This window comes from Metabacillus sp. B2-18 (assembly GCF_021117275.1).
In the GTDB taxonomy this organism is placed as follows: Bacteria; Bacillota; Bacilli; order Bacillales; family Bacillaceae; genus Metabacillus.
This window is the reverse complement of sequence record NZ_CP088245.1, coordinates 499,600-521,203: the sequence shown is the minus strand read 5'-3', so window position 1 is coordinate 521,203 and position 21,604 is coordinate 499,600. Positions and strand designations below refer to the sequence as shown.

The 21,604-nt window shown below is 35.7% G+C and carries 23 protein-coding genes; 13 read left to right on the top strand and 10 right to left on the bottom strand.

Annotation, left to right across the window (positions count from 1 at the left end; all coding sequences use genetic code 11):
- Window positions 1-89: 89 nt before the first annotated feature.
- The 3 genes from LPC09_RS02615 to LPC09_RS02605 all read right to left on the bottom strand — a co-directional run bounded on the left by LPC09_RS02615 (window position 90) and on the right by LPC09_RS02605 (window position 5,278).
- Entirely contained in the window at window positions 90-3,131 is a 3,042-nt protein-coding gene (locus tag LPC09_RS02615) for an efflux RND transporter permease subunit (protein WP_231308924.1), read from the bottom strand.
- A 227-nt stretch (window positions 3,132-3,358) separates the two neighbouring features.
- Complete coding sequence (locus LPC09_RS02610; RefSeq protein WP_141549738.1) at window positions 3,359-4,897, bottom strand: fumarate hydratase; 1,539 nt, start codon at window positions 4,895-4,897, stop codon at window positions 3,359-3,361.
- Window positions 4,898-5,089: 192 nt separating this feature from the next.
- On the bottom strand, window positions 5,090-5,278 hold the full coding sequence (locus LPC09_RS02605) for an SE1561 family protein (protein WP_098799272.1): 189 nt from the start codon (window positions 5,276-5,278) through the stop codon (window positions 5,090-5,092).
- Between the two features lie 161 nt (window positions 5,279-5,439).
- Between LPC09_RS02605 and yfkAB the strand changes: the two genes are divergently transcribed.
- Both yfkAB and LPC09_RS02595 read left to right on the top strand, forming a co-directional pair.
- Window positions 5,440-6,561: a radical SAM/CxCxxxxC motif protein YfkAB gene (gene yfkAB / locus LPC09_RS02600; RefSeq protein ID WP_098799271.1), complete on the top strand. Its 1,122-nt coding sequence runs from the start codon at window positions 5,440-5,442 to the stop codon at window positions 6,559-6,561.
- 9 nt (window positions 6,562-6,570) lie between these two features.
- Window positions 6,571-7,419 carry a mechanosensitive ion channel family protein gene (locus LPC09_RS02595; protein WP_098799270.1) on the top strand — a complete coding sequence of 283 codons (849 nt, stop codon included), beginning with the start codon at window positions 6,571-6,573 and terminating at the stop codon, window positions 7,417-7,419.
- A 23-nt stretch (window positions 7,420-7,442) separates the two neighbouring features.
- Here the strand turns inward: LPC09_RS02595 and LPC09_RS02590 are convergent, their stop codons facing one another.
- Complete coding sequence (locus LPC09_RS02590; protein ID WP_098799269.1) at window positions 7,443-8,237, bottom strand: YfkD famly protein; 795 nt, start codon at window positions 8,235-8,237, stop codon at window positions 7,443-7,445.
- Window positions 8,238-8,349: 112 nt separating this feature from the next.
- A complete protein-coding gene (locus LPC09_RS02585; RefSeq protein ID WP_231308923.1) occupies window positions 8,350-8,955 on the bottom strand; it encodes a YczE/YyaS/YitT family protein in 606 nt (201 codons plus the stop codon).
- A gap of 391 nt (window positions 8,956-9,346) precedes the next feature.
- Between LPC09_RS02585 and LPC09_RS02580 the strand changes: the two genes are divergently transcribed.
- Window positions 9,347-9,766, top strand: a complete 420-nt coding sequence (locus LPC09_RS02580; RefSeq protein ID WP_212138035.1) for a pyridoxamine 5'-phosphate oxidase family protein — start codon at window positions 9,347-9,349, stop codon at window positions 9,764-9,766.
- Window positions 9,767-9,810: 44 nt separating this feature from the next.
- Here the strand turns inward: LPC09_RS02580 and LPC09_RS02575 are convergent, their stop codons facing one another.
- Window positions 9,811-10,200 carry an OsmC family protein gene (locus tag LPC09_RS02575; RefSeq protein WP_231308922.1) on the bottom strand — a complete coding sequence of 130 codons (390 nt, stop codon included), beginning with the start codon at window positions 10,198-10,200 and terminating at the stop codon, window positions 9,811-9,813.
- Window positions 10,201-10,348: 148 nt separating this feature from the next.
- Between LPC09_RS02575 and LPC09_RS02570 the strand changes: the two genes are divergently transcribed.
- Both LPC09_RS02570 and LPC09_RS02565 read left to right on the top strand, forming a co-directional pair.
- The gene (locus LPC09_RS02570; protein ID WP_231308921.1) at window positions 10,349-11,545 is read left to right on the top strand and encodes an MFS transporter; all 1,197 of its coding nucleotides are present in this window, start codon (window positions 10,349-10,351) and stop codon (window positions 11,543-11,545) included.
- A 152-nt stretch (window positions 11,546-11,697) separates the two neighbouring features.
- Window positions 11,698-11,844 (top strand): BH0509 family protein, encoded by a 147-nt coding sequence (locus LPC09_RS02565; protein ID WP_121665164.1) that lies wholly within the window; start codon window positions 11,698-11,700, stop codon window positions 11,842-11,844.
- A gap of 250 nt (window positions 11,845-12,094) precedes the next feature.
- Here LPC09_RS02565 and LPC09_RS02560 read toward each other — a convergent pair whose 3' ends face one another.
- From LPC09_RS02560 to LPC09_RS02550, 3 genes are read right to left on the bottom strand one after another with little or no spacing between them, the layout of a single operon-like run.
- Window positions 12,095-12,919, bottom strand: a complete 825-nt coding sequence (locus LPC09_RS02560; RefSeq protein ID WP_231308920.1) for a YihY/virulence factor BrkB family protein — start codon at window positions 12,917-12,919, stop codon at window positions 12,095-12,097.
- Window positions 12,920-12,928: 9 nt separating this feature from the next.
- Window positions 12,929-13,261, bottom strand: a complete 333-nt coding sequence (locus LPC09_RS02555; RefSeq protein WP_212138039.1) for a YtxH domain-containing protein — start codon at window positions 13,259-13,261, stop codon at window positions 12,929-12,931.
- A gap of 18 nt (window positions 13,262-13,279) precedes the next feature.
- Window positions 13,280-13,750, bottom strand: a complete 471-nt coding sequence (locus tag LPC09_RS02550; RefSeq protein WP_231308919.1) for a low molecular weight protein-tyrosine-phosphatase — start codon at window positions 13,748-13,750, stop codon at window positions 13,280-13,282.
- A gap of 201 nt (window positions 13,751-13,951) precedes the next feature.
- On the opposite strand from LPC09_RS02550, the gene LPC09_RS02545 reads away from it, so the two are divergent.
- Together LPC09_RS02545 and LPC09_RS02540 are read left to right on the top strand one after the other, a co-directional pair.
- Window positions 13,952-14,179 carry a DUF1128 domain-containing protein gene (locus LPC09_RS02545; RefSeq protein ID WP_098799261.1) on the top strand — a complete coding sequence of 76 codons (228 nt, stop codon included), beginning with the start codon at window positions 13,952-13,954 and terminating at the stop codon, window positions 14,177-14,179.
- A gap of 58 nt (window positions 14,180-14,237) precedes the next feature.
- Window positions 14,238-14,393: a hypothetical protein gene (locus tag LPC09_RS02540; RefSeq protein ID WP_212138041.1), complete on the top strand. Its 156-nt coding sequence runs from the start codon at window positions 14,238-14,240 to the stop codon at window positions 14,391-14,393.
- A gap of 59 nt (window positions 14,394-14,452) precedes the next feature.
- Here the strand turns inward: LPC09_RS02540 and LPC09_RS02535 are convergent, their stop codons facing one another.
- Window positions 14,453-14,968, bottom strand: coding sequence for a type 1 glutamine amidotransferase domain-containing protein (locus LPC09_RS02535; protein ID WP_231308918.1), 516 nt, complete (start codon window positions 14,966-14,968; stop codon window positions 14,453-14,455).
- A 132-nt stretch (window positions 14,969-15,100) separates the two neighbouring features.
- On the opposite strand from LPC09_RS02535, the gene LPC09_RS02530 reads away from it, so the two are divergent.
- The 6 genes from LPC09_RS02530 (at window position 15,101) to LPC09_RS02505 (ending at window position 21,529) form a co-directional block, all read left to right on the top strand.
- Window positions 15,101-15,595, top strand: a complete 495-nt coding sequence (locus LPC09_RS02530; RefSeq protein ID WP_212138043.1) for a GNAT family N-acetyltransferase — start codon at window positions 15,101-15,103, stop codon at window positions 15,593-15,595.
- Between the two features lie 380 nt (window positions 15,596-15,975).
- On the top strand, window positions 15,976-17,775 hold the full coding sequence (locus LPC09_RS02525) for an ABC transporter substrate-binding protein (RefSeq protein ID WP_231308917.1): 1,800 nt from the start codon (window positions 15,976-15,978) through the stop codon (window positions 17,773-17,775).
- Window positions 17,776-17,875: 100 nt separating this feature from the next.
- Window positions 17,876-18,886 carry an ABC transporter permease gene (locus LPC09_RS02520; RefSeq protein ID WP_231308916.1) on the top strand — a complete coding sequence of 337 codons (1,011 nt, stop codon included), beginning with the start codon at window positions 17,876-17,878 and terminating at the stop codon, window positions 18,884-18,886.
- Window position 18,887: 1 nt separating this feature from the next.
- A complete protein-coding gene (locus LPC09_RS02515; RefSeq protein WP_212138046.1) occupies window positions 18,888-19,724 on the top strand; it encodes an ABC transporter permease in 837 nt (278 codons plus the stop codon).
- A gap of 4 nt (window positions 19,725-19,728) precedes the next feature.
- Window positions 19,729-20,736: an ABC transporter ATP-binding protein gene (locus LPC09_RS02510; RefSeq protein ID WP_121664431.1), complete on the top strand. Its 1,008-nt coding sequence runs from the start codon at window positions 19,729-19,731 to the stop codon at window positions 20,734-20,736.
- A complete protein-coding gene (locus LPC09_RS02505) occupies window positions 20,726-21,529 on the top strand; it encodes an ABC transporter ATP-binding protein (RefSeq protein ID WP_231308915.1) in 804 nt (267 codons plus the stop codon). The genes LPC09_RS02510 and LPC09_RS02505 overlap by 11 nt, the downstream gene beginning before the upstream one ends.
- Window positions 21,530-21,604: the final 75 nt, after the last annotated feature.

The following is a 21,604-nucleotide window of genomic DNA, read 5'->3' as shown; positions in this document are numbered from 1 at the left end:
ATTATTTATAGTGTTGTTAAAGAGAGAATTTAAATACTGAAAAAAACTACCATAAAGAAACCCTTCAAATAAATGAAGGGTTTCAATCATCAGCTTGCGATTTCCTCAATAATCTTTTCTTTTTTATTCTTTTTCTTAGAAAAACGATTAAAACCATTGCCAATACTGTTAAAAATACGATAAACAGCTGGAATAAGTACTAATGTAATAAATGTTGCAAATAATAATCCAGAGATAATCGCTGTAGCCATTGGAGCCTGATAGTTTCCAGATGTACCTGATGCTAATGCAAGTGGAAGCATTCCTCCTGCTGTTGTTAAAGTTGTCATAAAAATCGGTCGGATTCGATCTTTTCCTGCTGCGACGATAGCTTCAGTCACATTATATCCTTCTTTGCGTAATTGATTTGTACGATCAATAAGCAGGATTGCATTGTTTAGAACGATTCCTATTAACATGACAATCCCCATTCCTGACATAATACTTAACTCACGTTGTGTAATGAATAGTCCTGCTATAACGCCCACAATAGTCATAGGTATAATAGACATCACAACTAGAGGATGAGCCAAATTATTAAACTGAACAGCCATAACAAGGTAAACTAAGAATATTGATATAGCTAGGATTAGAATCATATCTTGGATAAGTTCTTGTTGCTGTTCCAAATCACCCGCAACCGATACATTGTAACCAGTCGGTGTTTCAAAATCTTCTATTAAAGATTGAACTTCTCGATTGATTGTTCCTAAATCTGTCTCCTTAATATCTGCCGAAACCGTAATAAAACGATCTCCTTCATCATGAGAAATTTCATTTGGAGTATCAACACTTACTAGTTCAATAAAGCTTGAAAGACTCTTTTCTCCATCATTTGTAGGAATTTTTAATTTTAACAGCGCATCCTTATTATTTGTACTTTCATTCCACTTCATTATAAGGGGAATATTTTCTTCCTCGACCGTAACCTCGCCCAGTGGCATATTTAAAAAGGCCTGCTCAATAAATTGTCTAACCTGTGATGAAGATAATCCCGCATCTTCAATTGCATCCTCTTTTAACTGCACAACTTCTTCAACAGAAGTACGCTCAATAGAATTTTTCACAGCCACAATACCTTCGATTTTTTCTAATTCACTAGAGAAATTATCTGCAATTGTTTTTAGCTCATCAAAACTTTCACCTTTAATTAACACTTGAACAGGGTAACCTCCACCTGTTGAAGCAGCTGTTTGAATGCCTTCAATAGGGTAATCCTCTTGGATCTTTCGTAAGGAGCTCAATATTTCCTCATTGACTTCTTTTTGTCCTTTTACGATGTCATTACCTTTGGTCATATTAATAATAGTGTAAAGCATAGAGCCATTATCCATTACATAATTTTGTTCAACATCCTCAATCTTAGAGAGACTTTCGTTAATTTGTTCAACAATTTTTTCTTTGTCCTCGACAGACACACCTGTTTCCAGATCAACCATCAACTCTGAATATCGGTTATAAACATCAGGCATAATGGTCATCGAAATTTTTGACACTAAGAAAAACGAACCAACAAACATCATAAAGAAAATTCCGACCATGATAAAGCTGTTTCGTTTCTTCGTAATAACCCATGATACAAAACGGCTATAACCTTTTAACAATCGTCCTTCCTTTTTCACCTGTTTCTTCCCTAGCTTTAAAAAGTTCTCAGATAAACTCGGGATAAGGGTAAAAGAAACAATAACAGAACTAATTAATGTAGCAGAGACAACCACGGATAGAAGGATCATAAATCGCCCCATTTCTCCGCCTAACAAACCAATTGGTAGGAAAACAACAATTGTTGTTAGCATCGACGCAAATACAGCTGAGGCAACTTCTTTTGTCCCCTCCACAACAGACTCTAATGGTTTCAGTCCTTGTTCTTTTTTCCTATAAATAGATTCAAGGATAACAATAGATGAGTCAACCATCATTCCAATTCCTAAGCCTAATCCAATTAGAGTTAACATATTTAAGCTATAGTCTAATGCCCACATTGCTAAAAACGTAAGTAAGATCGAGGTTGGAATGGAGAGTCCGACAATAATCGTGGCTCTCACGTTGCGTAAAAATAATAATAAAATAATAACTGCTATTACGCCCCCGATAATGATATTACTTGAAACTCCATCAATCGATTCCTTAACATAGTCAGCCTGTGCAACCATCTCATTTAATTCAAAATCTTTAACTAATCCTTCGTCTTTAATTTCTTTGATTTCTGCCCTTATTGCTTCAGCCATTTCAATTTGAGTAACATCTGCCACTCGTCCGATTTGGACAAATACAAAATCTTTTGTACCGTTTTTCCATACAAATGATGAATTTCCCTTTGGATCTATCGATACATCAGCAATCTCTTTCAATTTAATAGCACCTGTTTGAGTCATAATTTGAATGTTCTCTATGTCCTCAACAGATTCTAACTTTGTATTCCAACGTAAAGAAGGCGCATCCTGGTCTTCACTTAATTCTCCTAATGTTGCCTCACTATTTGCCTGCCCTATTACAGTACTAATTTGTGAGAGATCCAAACCTTTTTCCTGAACGTTCTCGCGATCAAACTCAATATTCATTTCATGTTCTTGAATTCCAGCCAAAGAAACATCTCTTACTTCCGGAAGTTCCTCAAGTCGTGGCTCTAAAACTTCTTCAGCAAAAGCCGTCATCTCTTCCATTTCACCATTTGAAACATCCATATAGAACTCATAAGTAGAACTTGTTCCTATTTGATCTGTAACGACCTCATTAATACCGCTAATATCTGCAGTTGTTGCTTGGACGACAGATTCTATTTCTTTTGAAACTTCATCACCCCGCCCTGTTTCTATTGTAATATTTAAAGCGCTTCTTCCGATTGAAGTTGTAGAGCTAACCTCTTCAACTCCATCAATACCTTGAATGCTTTGTTCTAGTGGATTCGTGATGGTCCTCTCCACCTCAATTGCAGACATTTCACCAGCACTCACATCCACATACGCACCATCAAAATTAATGGGTGGCATTAATTCTTTGTCCAGCTTCAGTAATGAATAGCTTCCTACGATTAACACTAAAACCGTAACTAAACTTACTAAAATCTTTCGCTTTATAATAAACTTAAGCAAAGCTTTCCCCCCCGTTCACTAAACCTATTTCCCTATAGAATAGTGTGCCTATAGTAACGTAAGCACCCAAGGATTGATTATAAATGAATGTAAAGGAAAAATCTTCCTTTTTTACAGATTTTTTACAATGAAACATTCCATTAATGTTCATAATATTTCTTCTTTTAATCCAACATAAATTAAAAGAAGACCATGGCAACATACCCAGGTCTTCTCTAATTAAACGTTTATTTAAATACAGGCTCTTTAAATTGAGCTAGTTTTTCAAGTGAGCTTTTATCTACATCTGCATGTAGGCTATTACCATGAGAATCCATTGTAACAACAGCAGTAAAGCCTTCTACTTTTAAATGCCACATAGCTTCAGGTATTCCAAATTGCATAAGATCAACACCTTCAACTGATTTGATACAATCAGCGTAGTATTGTGCTGCTCCACCAATTGCGTTTAAGTAAACACCACCATGCTCTCCTAGTGCTTTTAATGTTTTCGGTCCCATTCCGCCTTTTCCGATAACCGCACGAATACCGAAACGTTTCATAATATCACCTTGATAAGGCTCTTCACGAATACTAGTTGTAGGACCAGCAGCTTTCACATGATAGTTTCCATTTTCATCTTTTAACATAACAGGGCCACAATGATAAATAATTTGACCATTCAAGTCAACAGGAGAATCATTTTCTGAAAGGTATTTATGAATAGCATCACGACCTGTATACATCATTCCGTTAATACGAACAACATCCCCTACCTTTAGCTCTCTTATTTTTTCTTCTGTAATAGGAGCTTCAAGGACTACTTCTCTTGTTTGTTCGCTTTGCTCATGAGTTGCCGCAACTTCATCTTGTGAAAAGTCAACTTCTTCTCCATCTTGATATAACCACTCATTAATTGAACCTGTTTTTGGATCAATGTATACACCTAAACGGCGATATGCCCAACAATTGTAGGCAACTGAAACAAAGAAACTAGCTGGAATACGGTTAATAACTCCAACCTTACAACCCAGTAACGTTGTTTCACCACCAAAGCCCATTGTTCCAATTCCTAACTCATTGGCATTTTCCATAACATATTCTTCAAGCTGACGCAACTCCTCACGTTCATTCACATCATCAACTCTTCTAAACAGCTGTTCCTTCGCCAACTCATAACCGCTTGTACGATCTCCACCAATCCCAACACCGATGAAGCCGGCACTACAGCCTTGTCCTTGTGCTTGATATACAGAATGCATAATACACTTACGAATTCCATCTAAGTCACGGCCTGCTTTTCCTAACTCTTCAAGCTCACAAGGAAGACTGTACTGGATATTCTTATTTTCACAACCTCCTCCTTTTAGAATGAGGCGGGCATCAATATAATCGTTTTCCCATTGTTCAAATTTAATAACAGGTGTTCCTTCTCCAAGGTTGTCCCCACTATTATCACCAGAAATAGAGTCAACAGAATTTGGTCTTAATTTTCCGTCTTTCGTAGCTTGTTCGATTGCGCGTTTAATTTGCTTTTTCATCTCAATCTGATTAGCAGATACCGGCACTTTTATTTTAAAGGTAGGTAAGCCTGTATCCTGGCAAATTGGAGAAACATTATCATCAGCCATTTTAATATTATTTGTAATCGTTGCAAGAGACATAGCTGAGCGTGTTCCAGCATTTTCTTTTAATTTTGCTGCTGCAATTGCTCTTCTTACATCTTTTGGTAAGTTAGTTGAAGTTTCTACTATTAATTGATACATGCTTTCATAAAAGTTCTCCATCTCGATTCTCCCCCTCGTGTGAAAGCTCAGCAACTAAGCATGTGCCTACACTAATCACTACTAATTTATAAACTTTCGGTCTTTTCCCACAATTTTCATTATACTCCTCAAGCGATTTATTGAAAAGAAGCGTTTTCAGGGTTCTTTTGGTATGCTGCATTATCAAAAAAAGCCGACACAATTTGTGCCAGCTCATTCTTTCCAGTCTTTTTTAAACTGATTATGCTTTAATTCAAGATCATCAAGCATTTGTATTAAACGATCAACATCGTCTACATCTGTAGATTCTGGATCCATCGAATCAATGACTTCTAAAAACATATTTAAGCGATTTTTTAAATAGGATAGTTGAGAATCCTTATCGTGTACTGCGTTACCCATTATTTCCTCTCCTTTCAGATACATGTATCGTAGATGATTAATAATTCTTTGACAAGTATAATCATCAGAATTAATGGATGTTCTCCCTTAAGGTTTCTGTTAAAATAAGCGAATGTATATTATATATTTCATTTTCACCCTTTTAAAAAGGAGCAAACATTATGAATGCACTAAAACCATTAAAAACAATTACAACCTCATATGATCCGTGGGAAGCCTATTTAGATATTGAGCAGTATGGCGAAATGACGTTAACGAATATTGAATTTACCACAACAACTCTTTGTAACATGCGATGTGAGCATTGTGCAGTTGGTTATACCTTACAACCTAAAGATCCAAAAGCACTTCCTATTGATCTCCTGTTAAAAAGGTTAGATGAAGTACCAACTTTACGTTCTATAAGTATTACAGGTGGGGAGCCGATGCTTTCATTAAAATCTGTTGAACAGTATGTGGTACCTCTTCTTAAGTATGCCCACGAACGCGGTGTTCGTACACAAATTAATTCTAATTTAACCTTGGATTTAAAGCGTTACGAAAAAATTATACCTTACCTCGACGTTTTACATATATCTCATAATTGGGGTACGATTGATGAATTCGTCGAGGTCGGGTTTGCTGTTATGGAGCGAAAGCCAACTTACAAACAAAGAGCTGCTTTGTTTGATCGAATGATTGAGAATAGCAGAGCTCTAGTAAAAGCGGGTGTGATTGTATCTGCTGAAACGATGCTTAATAAACGAACACTTCCTTATATAGAGAAAATACATAAGCAAATTGTTGAAGAAATGCTTTGTCAGCGTCATGAAATTCACCCAATGTATCCAAGTGATTTTGCAAGTGCCTTAGAAACTCTTTCTCTTCCAGAAATGAGAAAAGTAATTCATCAGTTATTAGATTTTCGGGATGAAAGTGTATGGATGTTGTTTGGAACTTTGCCCTTTTATGCTTGCAGTCAAAATGAAGAGGATTTAGAACTCATCAAACGTTTACGTGAAAGTAAAAGTGTTACGGTACGAAATGATCCTGATGGCCGTTCAAGACTTAATGTAAATATCTTTAATGGAGATATTATTGTGACTGACTTCGGCGATACTCCGCCACTAGGAAATATACAACATAACACTTTACAATCAGCATATTCAAACTGGATGAACACTAAACTTGCTAAATCACTAAATTGTCACTGCCCATCAGTTCAATGTCTAGGACCTAACGTACTTGTTAAAAATAGTTATTACCAAGATATAGATTTTACAAAAAGAAAATCGAATATATAAGGTGAGAAGATGGATCAGGCACTAGCGTTTTTAAAAGAATATGAGTTATTAAAAGTGATTATAGTTGCAATTCTTTTAGCATTAAGTGTTTTTATCATTAATTTCTTTATTAGAAAGTTCTTCCAACGAACAGATTTTATAGAAGAACGAAAAGAAAAAACAATTGAAAGTTTGATTCGATCTGTTACAAGATACGCGGCAACTATAGGTTTCATCCTATACATTATTTCTTTATTTGTTGAAAATTTCGGATCCATCTTAGCAGGTGCCGGTGTGGCAGGTATTGTAATCGGGTTTGGAGCACAAAGCTTAATAAAGGACATTTTAGCGGGAATGTTTTTAATTTATGAAAAACAGCTTCATCAAGGTGATTTCATTACAATCAACAACACATTTAATGGCACTGTTGAAGAAATCGGACTCCGCTCTTTAAAGGTACGAGAATGGAGCGGAAAATTATTAACGATTAGTAACGGTGAAATAAAGCAAATTCATAACTATAACATAGACCGGATGAGGGTTATTGAGCGTGTTGTGACAAGCTTTAGAGAAGATCCAGATAAAGTGTGGACAGTACTAGAACACACCTGTGAAAAAGTAAACCAGGAATTGGGAGACTACTTAAAAAGAGATTTATCTGACACAATTATCGAGCCCTTTCACTTATTCGGGATTACCTCTTTAAATGCTAATTATCGGGGCTACGAATATGCAATAATCGGTTTAGTTGATGACCAACATTATTGGAATGCGGCGAAGGAAGCTAGAAAAATCATTGCTAAAGCTCTATTCGATGAAAATATTCAGTTGGCAGAAGAAAGAGTTTCATTAAACCAAAATGAAAAAATCAGTACCTAACACAAGGTACTGATTTTTTATGGTTATCTAGGTTGATCAGATGTAACAAATCCAAATGATGCATGATCTTGTAATGGAATCCATGCGCCAATTCCTTGTGATGTTATATTCTTTACAACAATGCTTTTCTTATTACCTTTTAATACCAAATAAACTTCACCATACGTTACTTTTCCTTTTTCATTAACTGCAGGAGCATAAGCATATAAGTAGCCTAATTTTTTAGGTGGTACATTATACACCTGATCCTTCTTTGTTCCTGCCCCAATGATTGTTTCAAACGCTAATGGTAAACTTGTTTTCTTCATTGCCTCTAACAACATCATTTTTTTAACATGCTCTGCTTCAGGGACTTTTGCGGTTAAGCCACCTTTTACAGATTTTTGCGCCTCCTGGCGATAATGCATTTGAATTTGTGATTTTCCACCACGATTATCTTGATAATTTGTGTTTATTTTTTGATACTCCCAATTTGTTGCTGTTTCAGTTGATTCATAATTAAGTGCCCACTGACCTAAATAAATGGTGGCACGATATCCGAAGGCAAGTGGTGCATCAGAAATGGTGGATTCATTTAAAATCCGAATCAAATCAGGATTCTCAATTGGAACTTCTGATGTGTCAATCAGTTGCTGAGTTAGCTCACTTGGCTGTAAATAGGGTAAATCCTGAGTAGGGTTTGGATATGTGTTTTCTTTTGATATATCCATTACCGATCCAGGCATCTTCGGCTTTTGTGTTTTCCCTTCTGCTAATACAGCACTTGAAAAACTAAATGATAAAAGCAAAACTAAAGAAATGAGCAATCTTCTTTTCATGGTTTTTACTCCTTTCAACATGCTTATCATTATTGTTTTCAATCGGGAAATGGTTTATCCAAAATTTTTAATCAGTACTTCTATAAAGTTCTTAAGCATGACGATTTCTCTACTATCTCTTTAGCAATAACTCATACCTCTTCGTCATAGGCTTATTTATCCATTGAATCATTGGCCCAATTAAAAAGGTAATGATGATTGTCCCTACACCAATGGGTCCTTGCAAAATAAACGCTAAGATTAGTGCGGTAACCTCTCCAATTGTTTTAGCGATCATAAAGTTCAATTGAAACCTTTCATGCAATGAGATCATCAGTTGATCAATTGGATTAGCAGGAAATTTTGTTTGCAAATACATGGCTACGCCAATGGCAATAAGTATTATCCCGGCGATAAGAGATATTACCTGTAATAATAATGTACTTAAATGAACGTTGTTCATAACTACTATTAGCCAAAAATCAACTGAAAAACCTATTAATAAAATTGTAACCACAGCTAGTAATTTAGGTTTACCTCTAACGATTAAGGCGTTAATAAATATTAAGATTACCCCAATGATAATAACCCAACTTCCTACTGTTAACCCAACAACATTTGACAGACCAACGTTTAAGGCATCCCATGCTCCAGCTCCTAAGTCAGCTTTTATTGTCAGTGTGACACCAAAACCCATTAAGAAGAGGCCAATTAAATAAAATAAAATTCTAATCTTCATCCTTTTAGTTCCTTTCTAAGTAGATGCTAATAAATATGAGGACAAACATTACTTTAAAACAAATAGTAAAATTAATAAACAGAATATTTACAATCCTTAAAGATTATAGTATCATATAGGTACACGATAAAGTGTCCCTAGGAATTTAACGCTTTTTTGCAAGCGTTACCAATTTCTCTAGTTATCTGTTTCGTCCTACACAAACTATAAGACTCTGTGTATTTATACACAGAGTCTCTTTTTGTTTAAGTAATTAAACACCAATTCTCAACTCTTTAACTTCCTTTACACTAAAGATGAATGAAATCCATCGTTTTATTGCACATTAATATAGTGTGAAGCTTTTTACATACGCAACTATATTGTATGAGGAAAGAAAGGAGCTTATCCAATGAGTGAGGATTTGAAAAATAAATTACTTGAAGTCGTACAAAATCATAAAGTAGGTACATTAGCAACTATCAGTCAAAACAAGCCTTTCTCTCGATTCATGCTGTTTTTTAATGAGGATTTAGTTTTATATACAGCCACCAATAAAGACACCCACAAGGTTGAGGATATCAACGCAAACCCTAATGTTCATATTTTATTAGGAAATGATTGTAAAGGATGGGACGACCCATATGTGGAGGTGGAAGGAACAGTTATGGTAGAGGAATCTAAGGAACTTAAAGAAAAATTCTGGAATGAGCACTTAAAAAGTTGGATTCCAAGTGCAGATGATCCTAACTATATGCTTTTAAAAATTTCACCTTCTTCTTATCGTTATTTCGAAAAGTCTTCAAGTGAACCTGAAACATTGTCATTATAAACTCGGAAAAGCCAGGTGAATCATTCATCTGGCTTTTTCATTTATTACTTTTGGATCAATTCAAATGTTTCCTCTATTTCAATACTACCTTTAACTGACTGAGCCATTGGACAATTTTTACTAGCTAATAAAATTGATTGATGAATTTTGTTTTCGTTTAAATTATGACCTTTAATTTTGTAGTGAATATGTATCTTTTCGATCTTATTTGCTTCAGCCTCATTACGTTCTACATCAGTAGATATAGTTAAATCCTCTATCTCTATTCTTTTCTTAGCTAAAATCTTCCGCAATACACCACCACTACAAACAGCAATTGATGCGACCATTAGTTGATAAGGTCTATACCCGTAGGCTTCATCGCCTGCTATATGCAATTCTCCATATTCTGTTGTTGTTGTAAAGCCAACTTCTTTCTTCATTTTAAATTCCATTATCTTCACCTCAGTTTTTAAGTTATTGTATCTAAAAAACGACGATTACAAAAGAATGTTATCTTATTTTTCTTGTATAATTTTGTTATTCGGTTTAAAGTATTACTGGCATTTAAGAATTATTTTTAAAATCATGAGAGGTGCTTACATGAATACTCAACGAGTTCGTTTTTGGATATTGGTTTCTATTGTCGGGATATCAGGGTTTAGCCAAGGAATGCTTCTACCACTAATTGCAATTATTTTTGAAAATAGTGGGGTATCTTCAGACCTAAATGGCTTAAACGCAACAGCTCTATACATTGGTATTCTTTTAGTATCTCCCTTTATGGAATATCCATTAAAACGGTTTGGCTATAAACCAATTATTATCCTCGGCGGCTTAGTCGTAGCTTCCTCTCTTGCATTATTTCCGTTATGGAAATCCTTTTGGTTTTGGTTTGGCCTGCGACTTTTGATTGGAATTGGTGACCATGCCCTGCATTTTGGTACACAAACATGGATTACCTCATTTTCGTCTGAGGATAAAAGAGGAAGAAACATTTCACTGTACGGCCTATTTTTTGGCGTTGGTTTTGCAGCAGGTCCATTACTTGCATCACTCGTTAACATAAACGAAGCATTGCCTTTTATTATTTCATCTGTTCTTTGTTTTATAGGCTGGGCTCTATTGTTTCTTCTAAAAAACGACTTTCCTGAGCAAACCATTGAGGTTAATTCAATGAAAGAAACAATGAAACGATTTAGAAGTGCATGGAAATACGGATGGGTTGCATTTTTACCTCCTTTAGGATATGGATTTTTAGAATCCTCATTAAACGGTAGCTTTCCTGTTTACGCACTCCGAATTGGTCTTGATGTAACGAATATTTCTATTTTACTGTTTTCTTTTGCAATAGGAGCAATCACATTTCAACTTCCGCTTGGCATTTTAAGTGACAAATTTGGAAGAAGAACTGTGTTAATGTTTATTTTATTCACAGGCTTTTTGAGCTTTACAATAGCCAGTTTTGTTGAACATTCTCCAACTGCTCTGATTATTTGCTTATTCATATCTGGAACGGTTGTAGGCTCTACCTTCTCACTAGGAATCAGTTACATGACTGACCTAATGCCAAAAAACCTGCTCCCAACCGGAAATCTCCTATGTGGAGTTGCCTTTAGTGTTGGCAGTCTAGCTGGCCCTTATCTAGGTGGTATTTTTATCAAGTACACCAATGATATTAGCTATTTCTTCATCATTAGTAGTATGTTGTTACTTATATTTATAGCTGTTACTCTCTATAAACCAATTTTAACAACAGAAAAATCCACTAATCCCTCCATGGATCATTTTTCAAGCTGACATCTTGTCAGCTTTTTTCATTTTCAGAGCCTGCTGGCGCCTCTTTTAAAAAATTTTCAAAAAAGGTTTGAACATTTTAAATAATCTGTTATATAATACAACTAACAACAATAAACTGTATCATAACAACTACAAAGGGAGATGGGAAAATGATGAACAGACAGGAACGTAAAAACATGATTGAATTTATTGAAAGAATGAAGGAAATTGACAAAGACTCTTTACTTTATATGACAGATGCTGATATTGAACATATCTACAGCACCGTTTATAACAGCTGTTTGGAGCATGCTGAGTAAAGAAAAAGGCTGACTAGGTTTTAAACCTAGCCAGCCCTTTCTTATTTAATGATAACCGTTTTGACCGTTTGCACTTCCGCTTGTTTTATGCTTCGGACTCTGCTTCGAGTTTTGCTTGTTATGGCTTCCACCTTTTTTTGTATGTTTTGCCATTGTTTAATCCCCCACTTTTCATAAAAATAAAGACTTTTGTCTTCTTACTTACTATTTCACTTTAAGGGATGCAATATGAACTAAAACATTTGGTAATTCACTTTAAGGCATGCTTCCGTTTATATAACAGTGCATTAAATTCCCCACCAAGAATAATGATCATTCCTGATAAATAAAGCCACACCATTAAAACAATAATTCCTCCAATACTTCCATATGTGGCACTATAGTTGGCAAAATTACCAACATAATAAGAAAACGCAAGTGATACAGCAATCCAGCCGATTGTTGCGGCAATCGCACCTGGTATTCCGTCCTTAAGATGCAAACGCTTATTAGGTGCAACAAAATATAGGGCTGTAAACACAATGAAAAGTATTACTCCACTTACAAGCCAGCGCATCGTATTCCAAATCGTTAAAAACTGTGCTGACACACCAAAATGAGAAAAAATAAAAAGGCCAATTTCTTTTCCAAACACGGGTAATAAAAGAGCTACTATAATGACAAAAACCATTGCAATTGTAAGTAGAATTGCCATCCCTCTTGAAACAAAGAACGAGCGGCTTTCCTCGACATCATACGCCTTATTAAAAGCTCGAACAATAGCATTAATTCCATTGGATGCTGACCAAAGGGTTGCAATAATACCAAATGATAAAAGCTTACCATTTTTATCATTTAAAATTTGATTTAACGTATCATTTATTAATTGCATTGATTCTCCAGGAGCAAACTGTTTTATTGTGTTTAATACATCCTCTTGAGAAATCGGTAAATACCCAAGCAAGGTGATTAAAAAAATGAGAAAAGGAAATAACGACAATAAAAAGAAATAAGAAAGCTGAGCTGAAAGGCCTGGTACCTCATCACTTGTAAATCTTTTGACTAATTCTTTTAGGAACGAACCTTCTTTAAACATGCATTCACCTCACGATTGGTCTCGTTTCGGAATGAACCTTTCTTTTGTTTCTTGTACTAAGCCTACAACTTGTGGTGTTGTTTCCCTAAGCTCCTTCACCTTTTCATTTAGAAAGGAAAGATCTTCTGATACTTCTTGTACTTTATCCTTCACATTATCTATCTTTTGCTTAACTTCGCTCGTTAATGTAGTAGGTTCATCAACATAGCCTTTAATTTTTGAGGATACATTTTTACCAGCTTGTATAACGTCTTCACGAGTATGTTTGTCCAATAATGAAACAGCTGCTCCAACAAGGGCACCGATTACAATACCTCTAACTAACTTATTTTCATTTGCCACCTAACATACCTCCTATCATTAAAGTTTATGTAAAGATTTAATTTCTTTTAATAAGTTGCTACAGCTTTTATGGACCATCTCAAAAACTTCATCAAAGTTACCTGTATAATATGGGTCAGGAACATCTAATATGTCCGACTCTTCTACATAATCTAATAATCGTTGAATTTTCCCTGTTGAATGATATCCAGCTAAACGTCTAATATTCCCAATATTTTCATTATCCATCCCAATCAAATAATCATATTGAGATAGATCTTCTTTTGTAAGCTGCCTTGCCTTTTGTCCTTCATAAGAGATGTTGTAATGATCTAAAATGCGACGAGTTCCTTCATGTGGGGGTTTCCCTGTATGCCAGTTTCCTGTTCCAGCTGAATCAATTTGAATGGCTTCATCTAACCCTTCCTTCTTAACTAAATCTCTCATAACAGCTTCAGCCATTGGTGAACGGCATATATTCCCCAAACAAACAAATAAAATGTTAACCATTATATCCTCCTTACCTTTTTCCCAATAGTTTTCTTTTAAAAACAATTATTTCTACTTATTATGATAATATTTTTCCTTATTCAAATACAATTCGTCGTTATATACTTAATTAGGACTAAGTAACAAGTTTTTGAATGTGTGCTAGTATTTCATGTTACAATAACCATAATGATTACCGATTTCGCGAAAGGACTGAAGGGAATGAACCTTACTGAAAAGTCAGTTGAAAATGTTGAGTATATGATTGAGCAAATCAAGGAAAAACTCAGAGTTCTAAATCTAGGTGCTATTAAACCTTCTCATTTTGATGAAGAAATGTACGAAGAATTGAAGGATATTTACGAGCATGTTATGAAGAGAAATTCCTTCAGCCCTAATGAAATGCAAGCTATTGCAGAAGAATTAGGAAATCTACGCAAAGGACAATAATCTAATTCTGACTCCTTCCCTACTTACATATGAATGTAAAAAGGAGGGGGATTTTTTTATGTTAAATTGGTGGTTAGCTACAATCAGTTTATGTGGATTCCTCATAATCTCAATTATCCTTGTTCTTTATGGGTTAAAAGCTGCTATTAATGCTGAAGATTCCTATCGTGTTGACCCTTTGCCAACTGAAGATCATTCAAAGAATAAAAAATAAGTAAACCCCCCTTTTGGTTAGGGGGGTCTTTACAATTGCATCTTAAACAAACGTTTGTTTTAAGAAATTAATTTTAATGATTCTCTAGTAAAAGCAGGTAAATCATCAGGTTTTCTACTTGTTACGAGTTGGTTGCCGCAAACTACAACTTCTTTATCATGTACATTTGCACCAGCATTTTTCAAATCAATCATAATGGATTGATAACCAGTTACATCACGATTATTTAATGCTTCGGCAGAGATAAGCAATTGTGGTCCATGACATATCGCAAAAACAGGTTTTTGATCTTCCATGAACTCTTTTGCAAAACGAATATATCTCTCGTCCGCTCTTAATTGATCTGGAGAAAATCCCCCCGGTATAAACAAGGCATCAAATTGACTAGAATCTACCTCATCGATAGAAGCATCGATTTCAACTCTTGCTTCACCTTGTTTTCCTGTCACTGTTTTCCCTTTAACCTTTTCAATTGTAGTTAAAGAATGACCTTGTTCTTTAAATGCTTTAGCAGGATCAGTATATTCAATATCCTCAAAGTAATCAGTTAAGACAACAGCAATATGCTTAGACATATTGTATAACCTCCTCTTTTTGAATACATTTCTTTATTACCCGTGCTTGTCTCACTATAAACTTTTTTGCTTAAAAAGGAGTTTTTTCAAATAGTAGCGAATATTAACTAAAAAAAAAGCGAGTTGATATAAATGACAATTAAAGTTATAGAAGCAACAAAAGACGATGTACATTTTCTTTGGGATATGCTATACGAAGCAGTATATGTGGATGAACATTCAGAAAAACCTCCACGCAGTATTATTGAAACACCGAAGATGGCTAGTTACGTCAAAGACTGGGGAAGAAACGGAGATCTAGCACTACTTGCTGTTGATTCAAACGGAAATAAACTTGGAGCTGTTTGGATCCGCCTCTTTGACGATTTGTCTAAAACATATGGTTATATTGATGAGGAAACACCAATCCTAAGCATGGCCATTCTTCCAAAATTCAGAGGAAAAGGCATTGGATCAGAATTGCTAAAAGAAATAAAATCACAAGCAGCATCAAAAGGATTTCTAAGAATTTCACTTAGTGTGGATCCCTCCAATCCTGCTCTACGTTTATATGAAAGATTTGGATTCAAGAAAACTGGTATTGATGGGACTTCTTGGGATATGGTTGCTAAATTAGGAGAGCAGTAAAATGTATAAAGTAGCTTGGTGATGAAGAACATATTCTTCCTGTGGAGTTTTGTTTTGTCGTTCATTTTCTTGGTGAACGACAGTGTGGCTACGAACAATTCCCTTTTTGTCGTTCATCACACTTATGAACGACAGTCCGGCTACGAACTATTCCCGTTTTGTCGTTCATCCCCTCCCTTCTCCGAAGCCCATAGCCCATCCCTTTCTAATCCCAAATACAATCTCTAGACCACGCTAAAGATAGTCCTCCATCCCTAAATTTCAAAAAATTCAAAAAATAATTCTGAAATTTTTAAATTATTAGTTCTTGTTTTCAAAACAAATAATATATTTTACTTGAAAGCGTTTACTTTATTGGAATCAGAGGGGGGAACTGGTTAATGAGGTTAAAAAGCGTTTTAAGTTTATTTTTCAGTCTAATCATGGTAATTGGACTACTAGCTGCTTGTAACAATGAGGTAAAGCCACCAACAACAAATGAACCAACTCCAAGTGAAGAAGGAAATGATTCAGAACAAAATTCATCCGGAACAACACCAAGAAATGAAACATTGTATGTAAATGGTTTACAATGGGGACCGCCTTCAACCTTTAGTCCATTAGGGGGAAATCCATCCTTTCCAATTGCTTATGCGAACTCGAGAACACTAATCTATGAAAATCTTTTCATGATTAATATGCTTGATGGTGCGTTAGAGCCATTACTTGGTACAAGTTATGAATGGACTGATGACACGACACTTCACATTGAATTAAATCCTGATGCAAAGTGGAATGACGGAGAAGCATTCACTTCTGAAGACGTTGTGTACTCCTATGAACTAGGAAGTAAATACTCTATCTCTTGGAGCAACTTCTGGGAAGCAATTGATGCGGTAGAAGCAGACGGTGATAACGCCGTTAATATCCGCTTAAAACAAGATAATCCTAATCGACTCACAGTTTTAGATAGTCTTCAATTAGTTCCGATGATGCCTAAGCATGTTTGGGAAGAAATTGAAGCTAAAAGTGGGAACGATATTGCCAAGATTCGTGAAGAAGTGAATCCAGATCCTGTTGGTACTGGCCCATACAAAATGCACACATATGATAACCAAAAGATCACCTTAATTAGAGATGATAACTACTGGGGACAATCTCTATTTGGTGGCTTACCGGCTCCGAAGTATGTAAGTCATGTAATTTATAAGGATAATGCTGCAGGTTCTCTAGCATTTAAAAAAGGAGAAGTTGACGTTTCACAACAATTTATTCCTCAGGTTTGGAAAATGTGGGAAGATGGTGCACCTATCAAAACATATGTGCAAGACAAACCATACTACTTACCTGGTTCAATGCCTTCTATTTTCTTTAATATGACAAAAGATGGATTAAATAATCCAGATGTTAGAAGAGCAATTGCGATGGCAATTGATTATGACAAAATTTCAGAGTTAGCAATGAGTGGATATTCTGGTGAAATGAAACCATCTATTACATTAGATACTCCTTCTGAAACAAAGTATGTAGATCAAGATGCCATTAAATCACTTCAATGGACAACAGATGTTGATGCAGCCAATAAGCTGCTTGATAGTATTGGAGCGAAAAAAGGAGCAGATGGTATTCGTGTTCTCAATGGGGTAAGACTTGGACCATGGGAAATTGAATGTCCATATGGTTGGTCTGATTGGAATGCTGCCCTAGAAATTGTCGCACAAAACGCTAAAGCCATTGGAATTGAAATTAGAACGAACTTCCCTGAAGCTCCTGTTTGGACAAATGATTTACAAACAGGGAAATTTGACATCATTATGAATACGCCTGCGGGTGCAGTTAGTCCGAGTCAGCCTTGGGATAGAGCGAGAACAATCATGTATTCAGAAGGTGTAGCTCCAGTTGGTGAAATGGCGTTCTGGAACTGGGGAAGATATAAAAATGAAAGAGCTGATGAGTTAATTAAGGAAATTCCAACAATTACAGATGAAGCGAAATTAAAAGAAATGTACACAGAACTTACAAAAATTTATTTAGAAGACATTCCATCAATCCCACTTATGTATAGACCTTGGGTATTCCATACAGTGAATGAATCGGTTTGGAAAGGCTTTGCAGTTGAAGGAGATGGCAATAACATTCCACCACAAATTTCTATTGACGGAGCAGGTGTAAAAGACTTGTATCAAATCACAAATAAATAGATTGAAAGATAGATAGAGGTAGTTGGGATTATTAATGCTGGTTATCCCAACTACTCCTTTCCAAAACTAAAAGTCCTAATAATGGGGGTGCTGTGAAGTCATGAATGCCTATCGGAAGTTTTTCTTAAAAAAATCCCTCTGGTATATTGTGACCTTGTTTATTGCAGTCGCGCTTAACTTCCTTCTACCAAGGTTAATAGAAGGAAATCCAGTAAGTGTGATTGCCAACCAAATGACTCAAGGGATGACAGACAGTGATTCAATCAAGAAGGTATACGATACGTTTGCTGCAGAGTTTGGTATTGATAAGCCGTTATGGGAACAATTTTTTATTTACTTAGGAAATTTATTGAAGGGTGATTTAGGAACGTCATTCGGACTCTATCCTATGTCTGTTACTTCTATTCTTGCCTCAGCTGTTCCTTGGACATTAGCTCTCCAACTGCCTGCTATCCTTGTAGGTTGGATCGTAGGAAATGCCCTTGGAGCTATTGCTGCTTATAAAAAAGGTGTATTTGATAAAGTGCTTTTCCCTACATTTTTATTTATCAACTCCATCCCATTTTTTATTTTGGCGATTATTATGCTCTATATCTTTGGGCTAACTCTTAATTGGTTCCCAACATCCGGCGGCTACAATTATCAGATGACACCAAATTTAAGCTTTGAGTTTATTGGATCTGTAATTAGTCACCACTTCCTCCCTTTTATTTCGATTGTCTTGGTTACAATTGGTGGTCAAGCTATCGGAATGAGAGAAATGTCGATTTACGAATTAAACACAGATTATGTTTTATATAGCAAATTACTTGGTATTAAAGATTCTACAATTTCTAGATATGTATTTAAAAATGCAATGTTACCACAGATTACAGGTTTGGCTTTATCAATCGGTACGATGATCGGCGGGTCATTAATTACTGAAATTGTTTTTAGCTATCCTGGTATCGGAACATGGCTATTTACTGCAATACGTCAACTAGATTATCCACTCATATCTGGTGCTACTCTTCTTATTGCCATATCCGTTCTATTAGCTAATTTCACCATTGAAATTATTTATGGGTTGGTTGACCCTAGAATCAAAGCTTCGCAAATGGAGGAAGAATGATATGAACAGTTCTTTACAAATATTAATTCGCTCCCCAAAATTTCTTATCGGTTCCATTTCATTTTTGTTGATGCTCGCATTTGTAACGATCTATCCCTTAATTAATACTGCTGATCCAACTGAAATGGTTGCACTCGCCTTTCAGCCACCAAGTGCTGAGTTATGGTTAGGCTCCGACAACTTTGGAAGAGATTTATTTCTTGAACTTATTTATGGAATCAAGACCTCCATTTTTGTAGGATTAATTGCCGGCTTAAGTGCAACGATTATTGGGTTAATCATCGGGTTATCCGCCGGTTATATCGGAGGAATTTTTGATGAAATTTTATCTGCCATCACCAATATCTTTATCGTTATTCCATCTTTCATTGTCTTAATTCTGATCTCAGTCAGTATAGATTCAAGAAGTTCGTTAATTACAGCGATTGTAATTGGCATAACAAGTTGGCCATGGACAGCACGTGCCGTCCGCGCTCAAACATCCTCTCTACGAAACAGAGATCACGTTAATATCGCAAAAATATCTGGTCATAGCACACCAAGAATCATTATTTTTGAGATTTTACCTTACATCATGTCTTATGTTGTAATGGCATTTGTTCTGCAAACAGCATCAGGTATTCTTTCAGAGGCATCAATCTCTATGCTGGGACTTGGACCATACAATACAATTTCTCTTGGTATTATTATGAACTGGGCTTTAATCTTTGAAGCTCCTGTATCCGGTGCGTGGTGGGCGTTTATACCTGCAGCAATAGCTATTGCGATCATTACATTTTCTCTCTATTTAATGAATACTGGGATGGATGAAATTTTTAACCCTAAGATAAGGAGTTAATGATATGAGTAAACATATTCTTGATGTTAAAGAATTAAAAACTTACTATAAAACCAGATTAAAAGAAAAGGTCTATGCTGTTGATGGTGTGGATTTTCACCTTGAAGATGGAAAAACAATTGGTATTGCCGGAGAATCAGGATGTGGTAAATCGACTTTAGCCTTAAGCTTAATGGGATTCTACTTTCCTCCACTTCACTTTGGTAGCGGTTCTATTAATATCAATGGTGTAGATATTATGAAGCTCGAAAAAGAAAAGCTTAGAAAACAAGTGTTAGGCAGAGAAATTGCCTATATTCCACAAGCGGCAATGAATGCCTTAAATCCAACCATTAAGATTATTAAGTTTATTGAAGACATTATGAAGGAACATCAACCAGAACTGTCGAAAAAACAAGTCTATGAAATGGCTGCTGAAAGATTTGAAACATTAAATCTTTCACCTAAAGTGTTAAATTCTTATCCGAATGAACTTTCTGGAGGGATGAAACAAAGAACGGTTATTGCTATTTCAACCATTTTAAATCCAAAAGTATTAATCGCTGATGAACCAACCTCTGCACTCGATGTGACTTCCCAAAAAGTTGTCATTAAATTATTAAAAGATTTATTAGATAAAAAATTCATCCGTTCACTAGTATTCATTACACATGAACTTCCTCTTCTCTATCATGTAACAGACGAAATTATGGTGATGTACGCAGGAGAAATCGTCGAAAGAGGAAAAGCCGAAGACGTTATATTTAATCCCATTCATCCTTATACCAAAAAGCTAATGGGCTCCATTATTGTCCCTGAATCTGGCATGAAGGAACATAAACTAGCTGCGATTCCAGGAGCACCACCTAATTTAAAAAAGAAAATAGATGGCTGCCGATTTGCTGAACGATGTTCCTATGCAACAGATGAATGCCGTACCGGAAAAATTACAACTCAACATCTAGGTGAACGTTTGTATCGTTGTCGAATTGACAATGAGACGCTAAAGGAGTGGTATGCAAATGAAGCCTGATCAAGAGGTTTTAATTAGCGGGAAAAACATAACAAAAGTTTTCGGTTATGGGAAAAATAAAAACACAGCCGTTGACCAAGTAAACTTTAACTTCCACCGAGGAGAAATTATTTCAATCGTTGGTGAAAGTGGGAGTGGGAAAACAACACTCGCTAAAATGGTCATGGGGCTACTAAAGGAAACAAGTGGAGATATCGAGTATAAAGGAAAGTCACGCAAACTAAAAAGTCATCGTGATCGAAAAGCATACTGGCAGGATATTCAAGCTATTTTTCAGGACCCATTCTCTTCTTTTAACTTGTTTCATAAAGTCGAAAAACTATTAAATGACTGTATTGAACTACAAGGCTTAAAGCTTTCTAAGGAAGAACGCTTTGAGAAAATGAAAGAAGCATGTACGTTTGTTAACCTGAAATTTGAAGAACTTTATAATAAATATCCTTTTGAGCTCTCAGGTGGACAAATGCAACGTTTGATGATTGCTAGAATTTTTCTTCTTCATCCAAAGGTATTACTAGCAGATGAACCAACCTCAATGGTTGATGCCTGCTCTCGCTCTACTATTTTAGATATGTTACTAAAGCTAAGAGAAGAAAACAATATGACGATTATCTTCATTACTCATGACGTCGGTCTTGCCTATTATGTAAGTGATACACTTTATATCATGGAAAAAGGAAAAATTGTTGAACAAGGGAGTGCCGATAATGTCTTAATGAACCCTCAGCATCCATACACACAGCAGCTCATTTCTGACGTACCTAAGCTGCATGAAGCGTGGGATTTGGGATAATAGAAAAGCGCAAGCGCCTTGACCAGCCTCGGGCAATAAGATGATTTGCCATGGAAGGCGTTCTTGGCCTTCAAT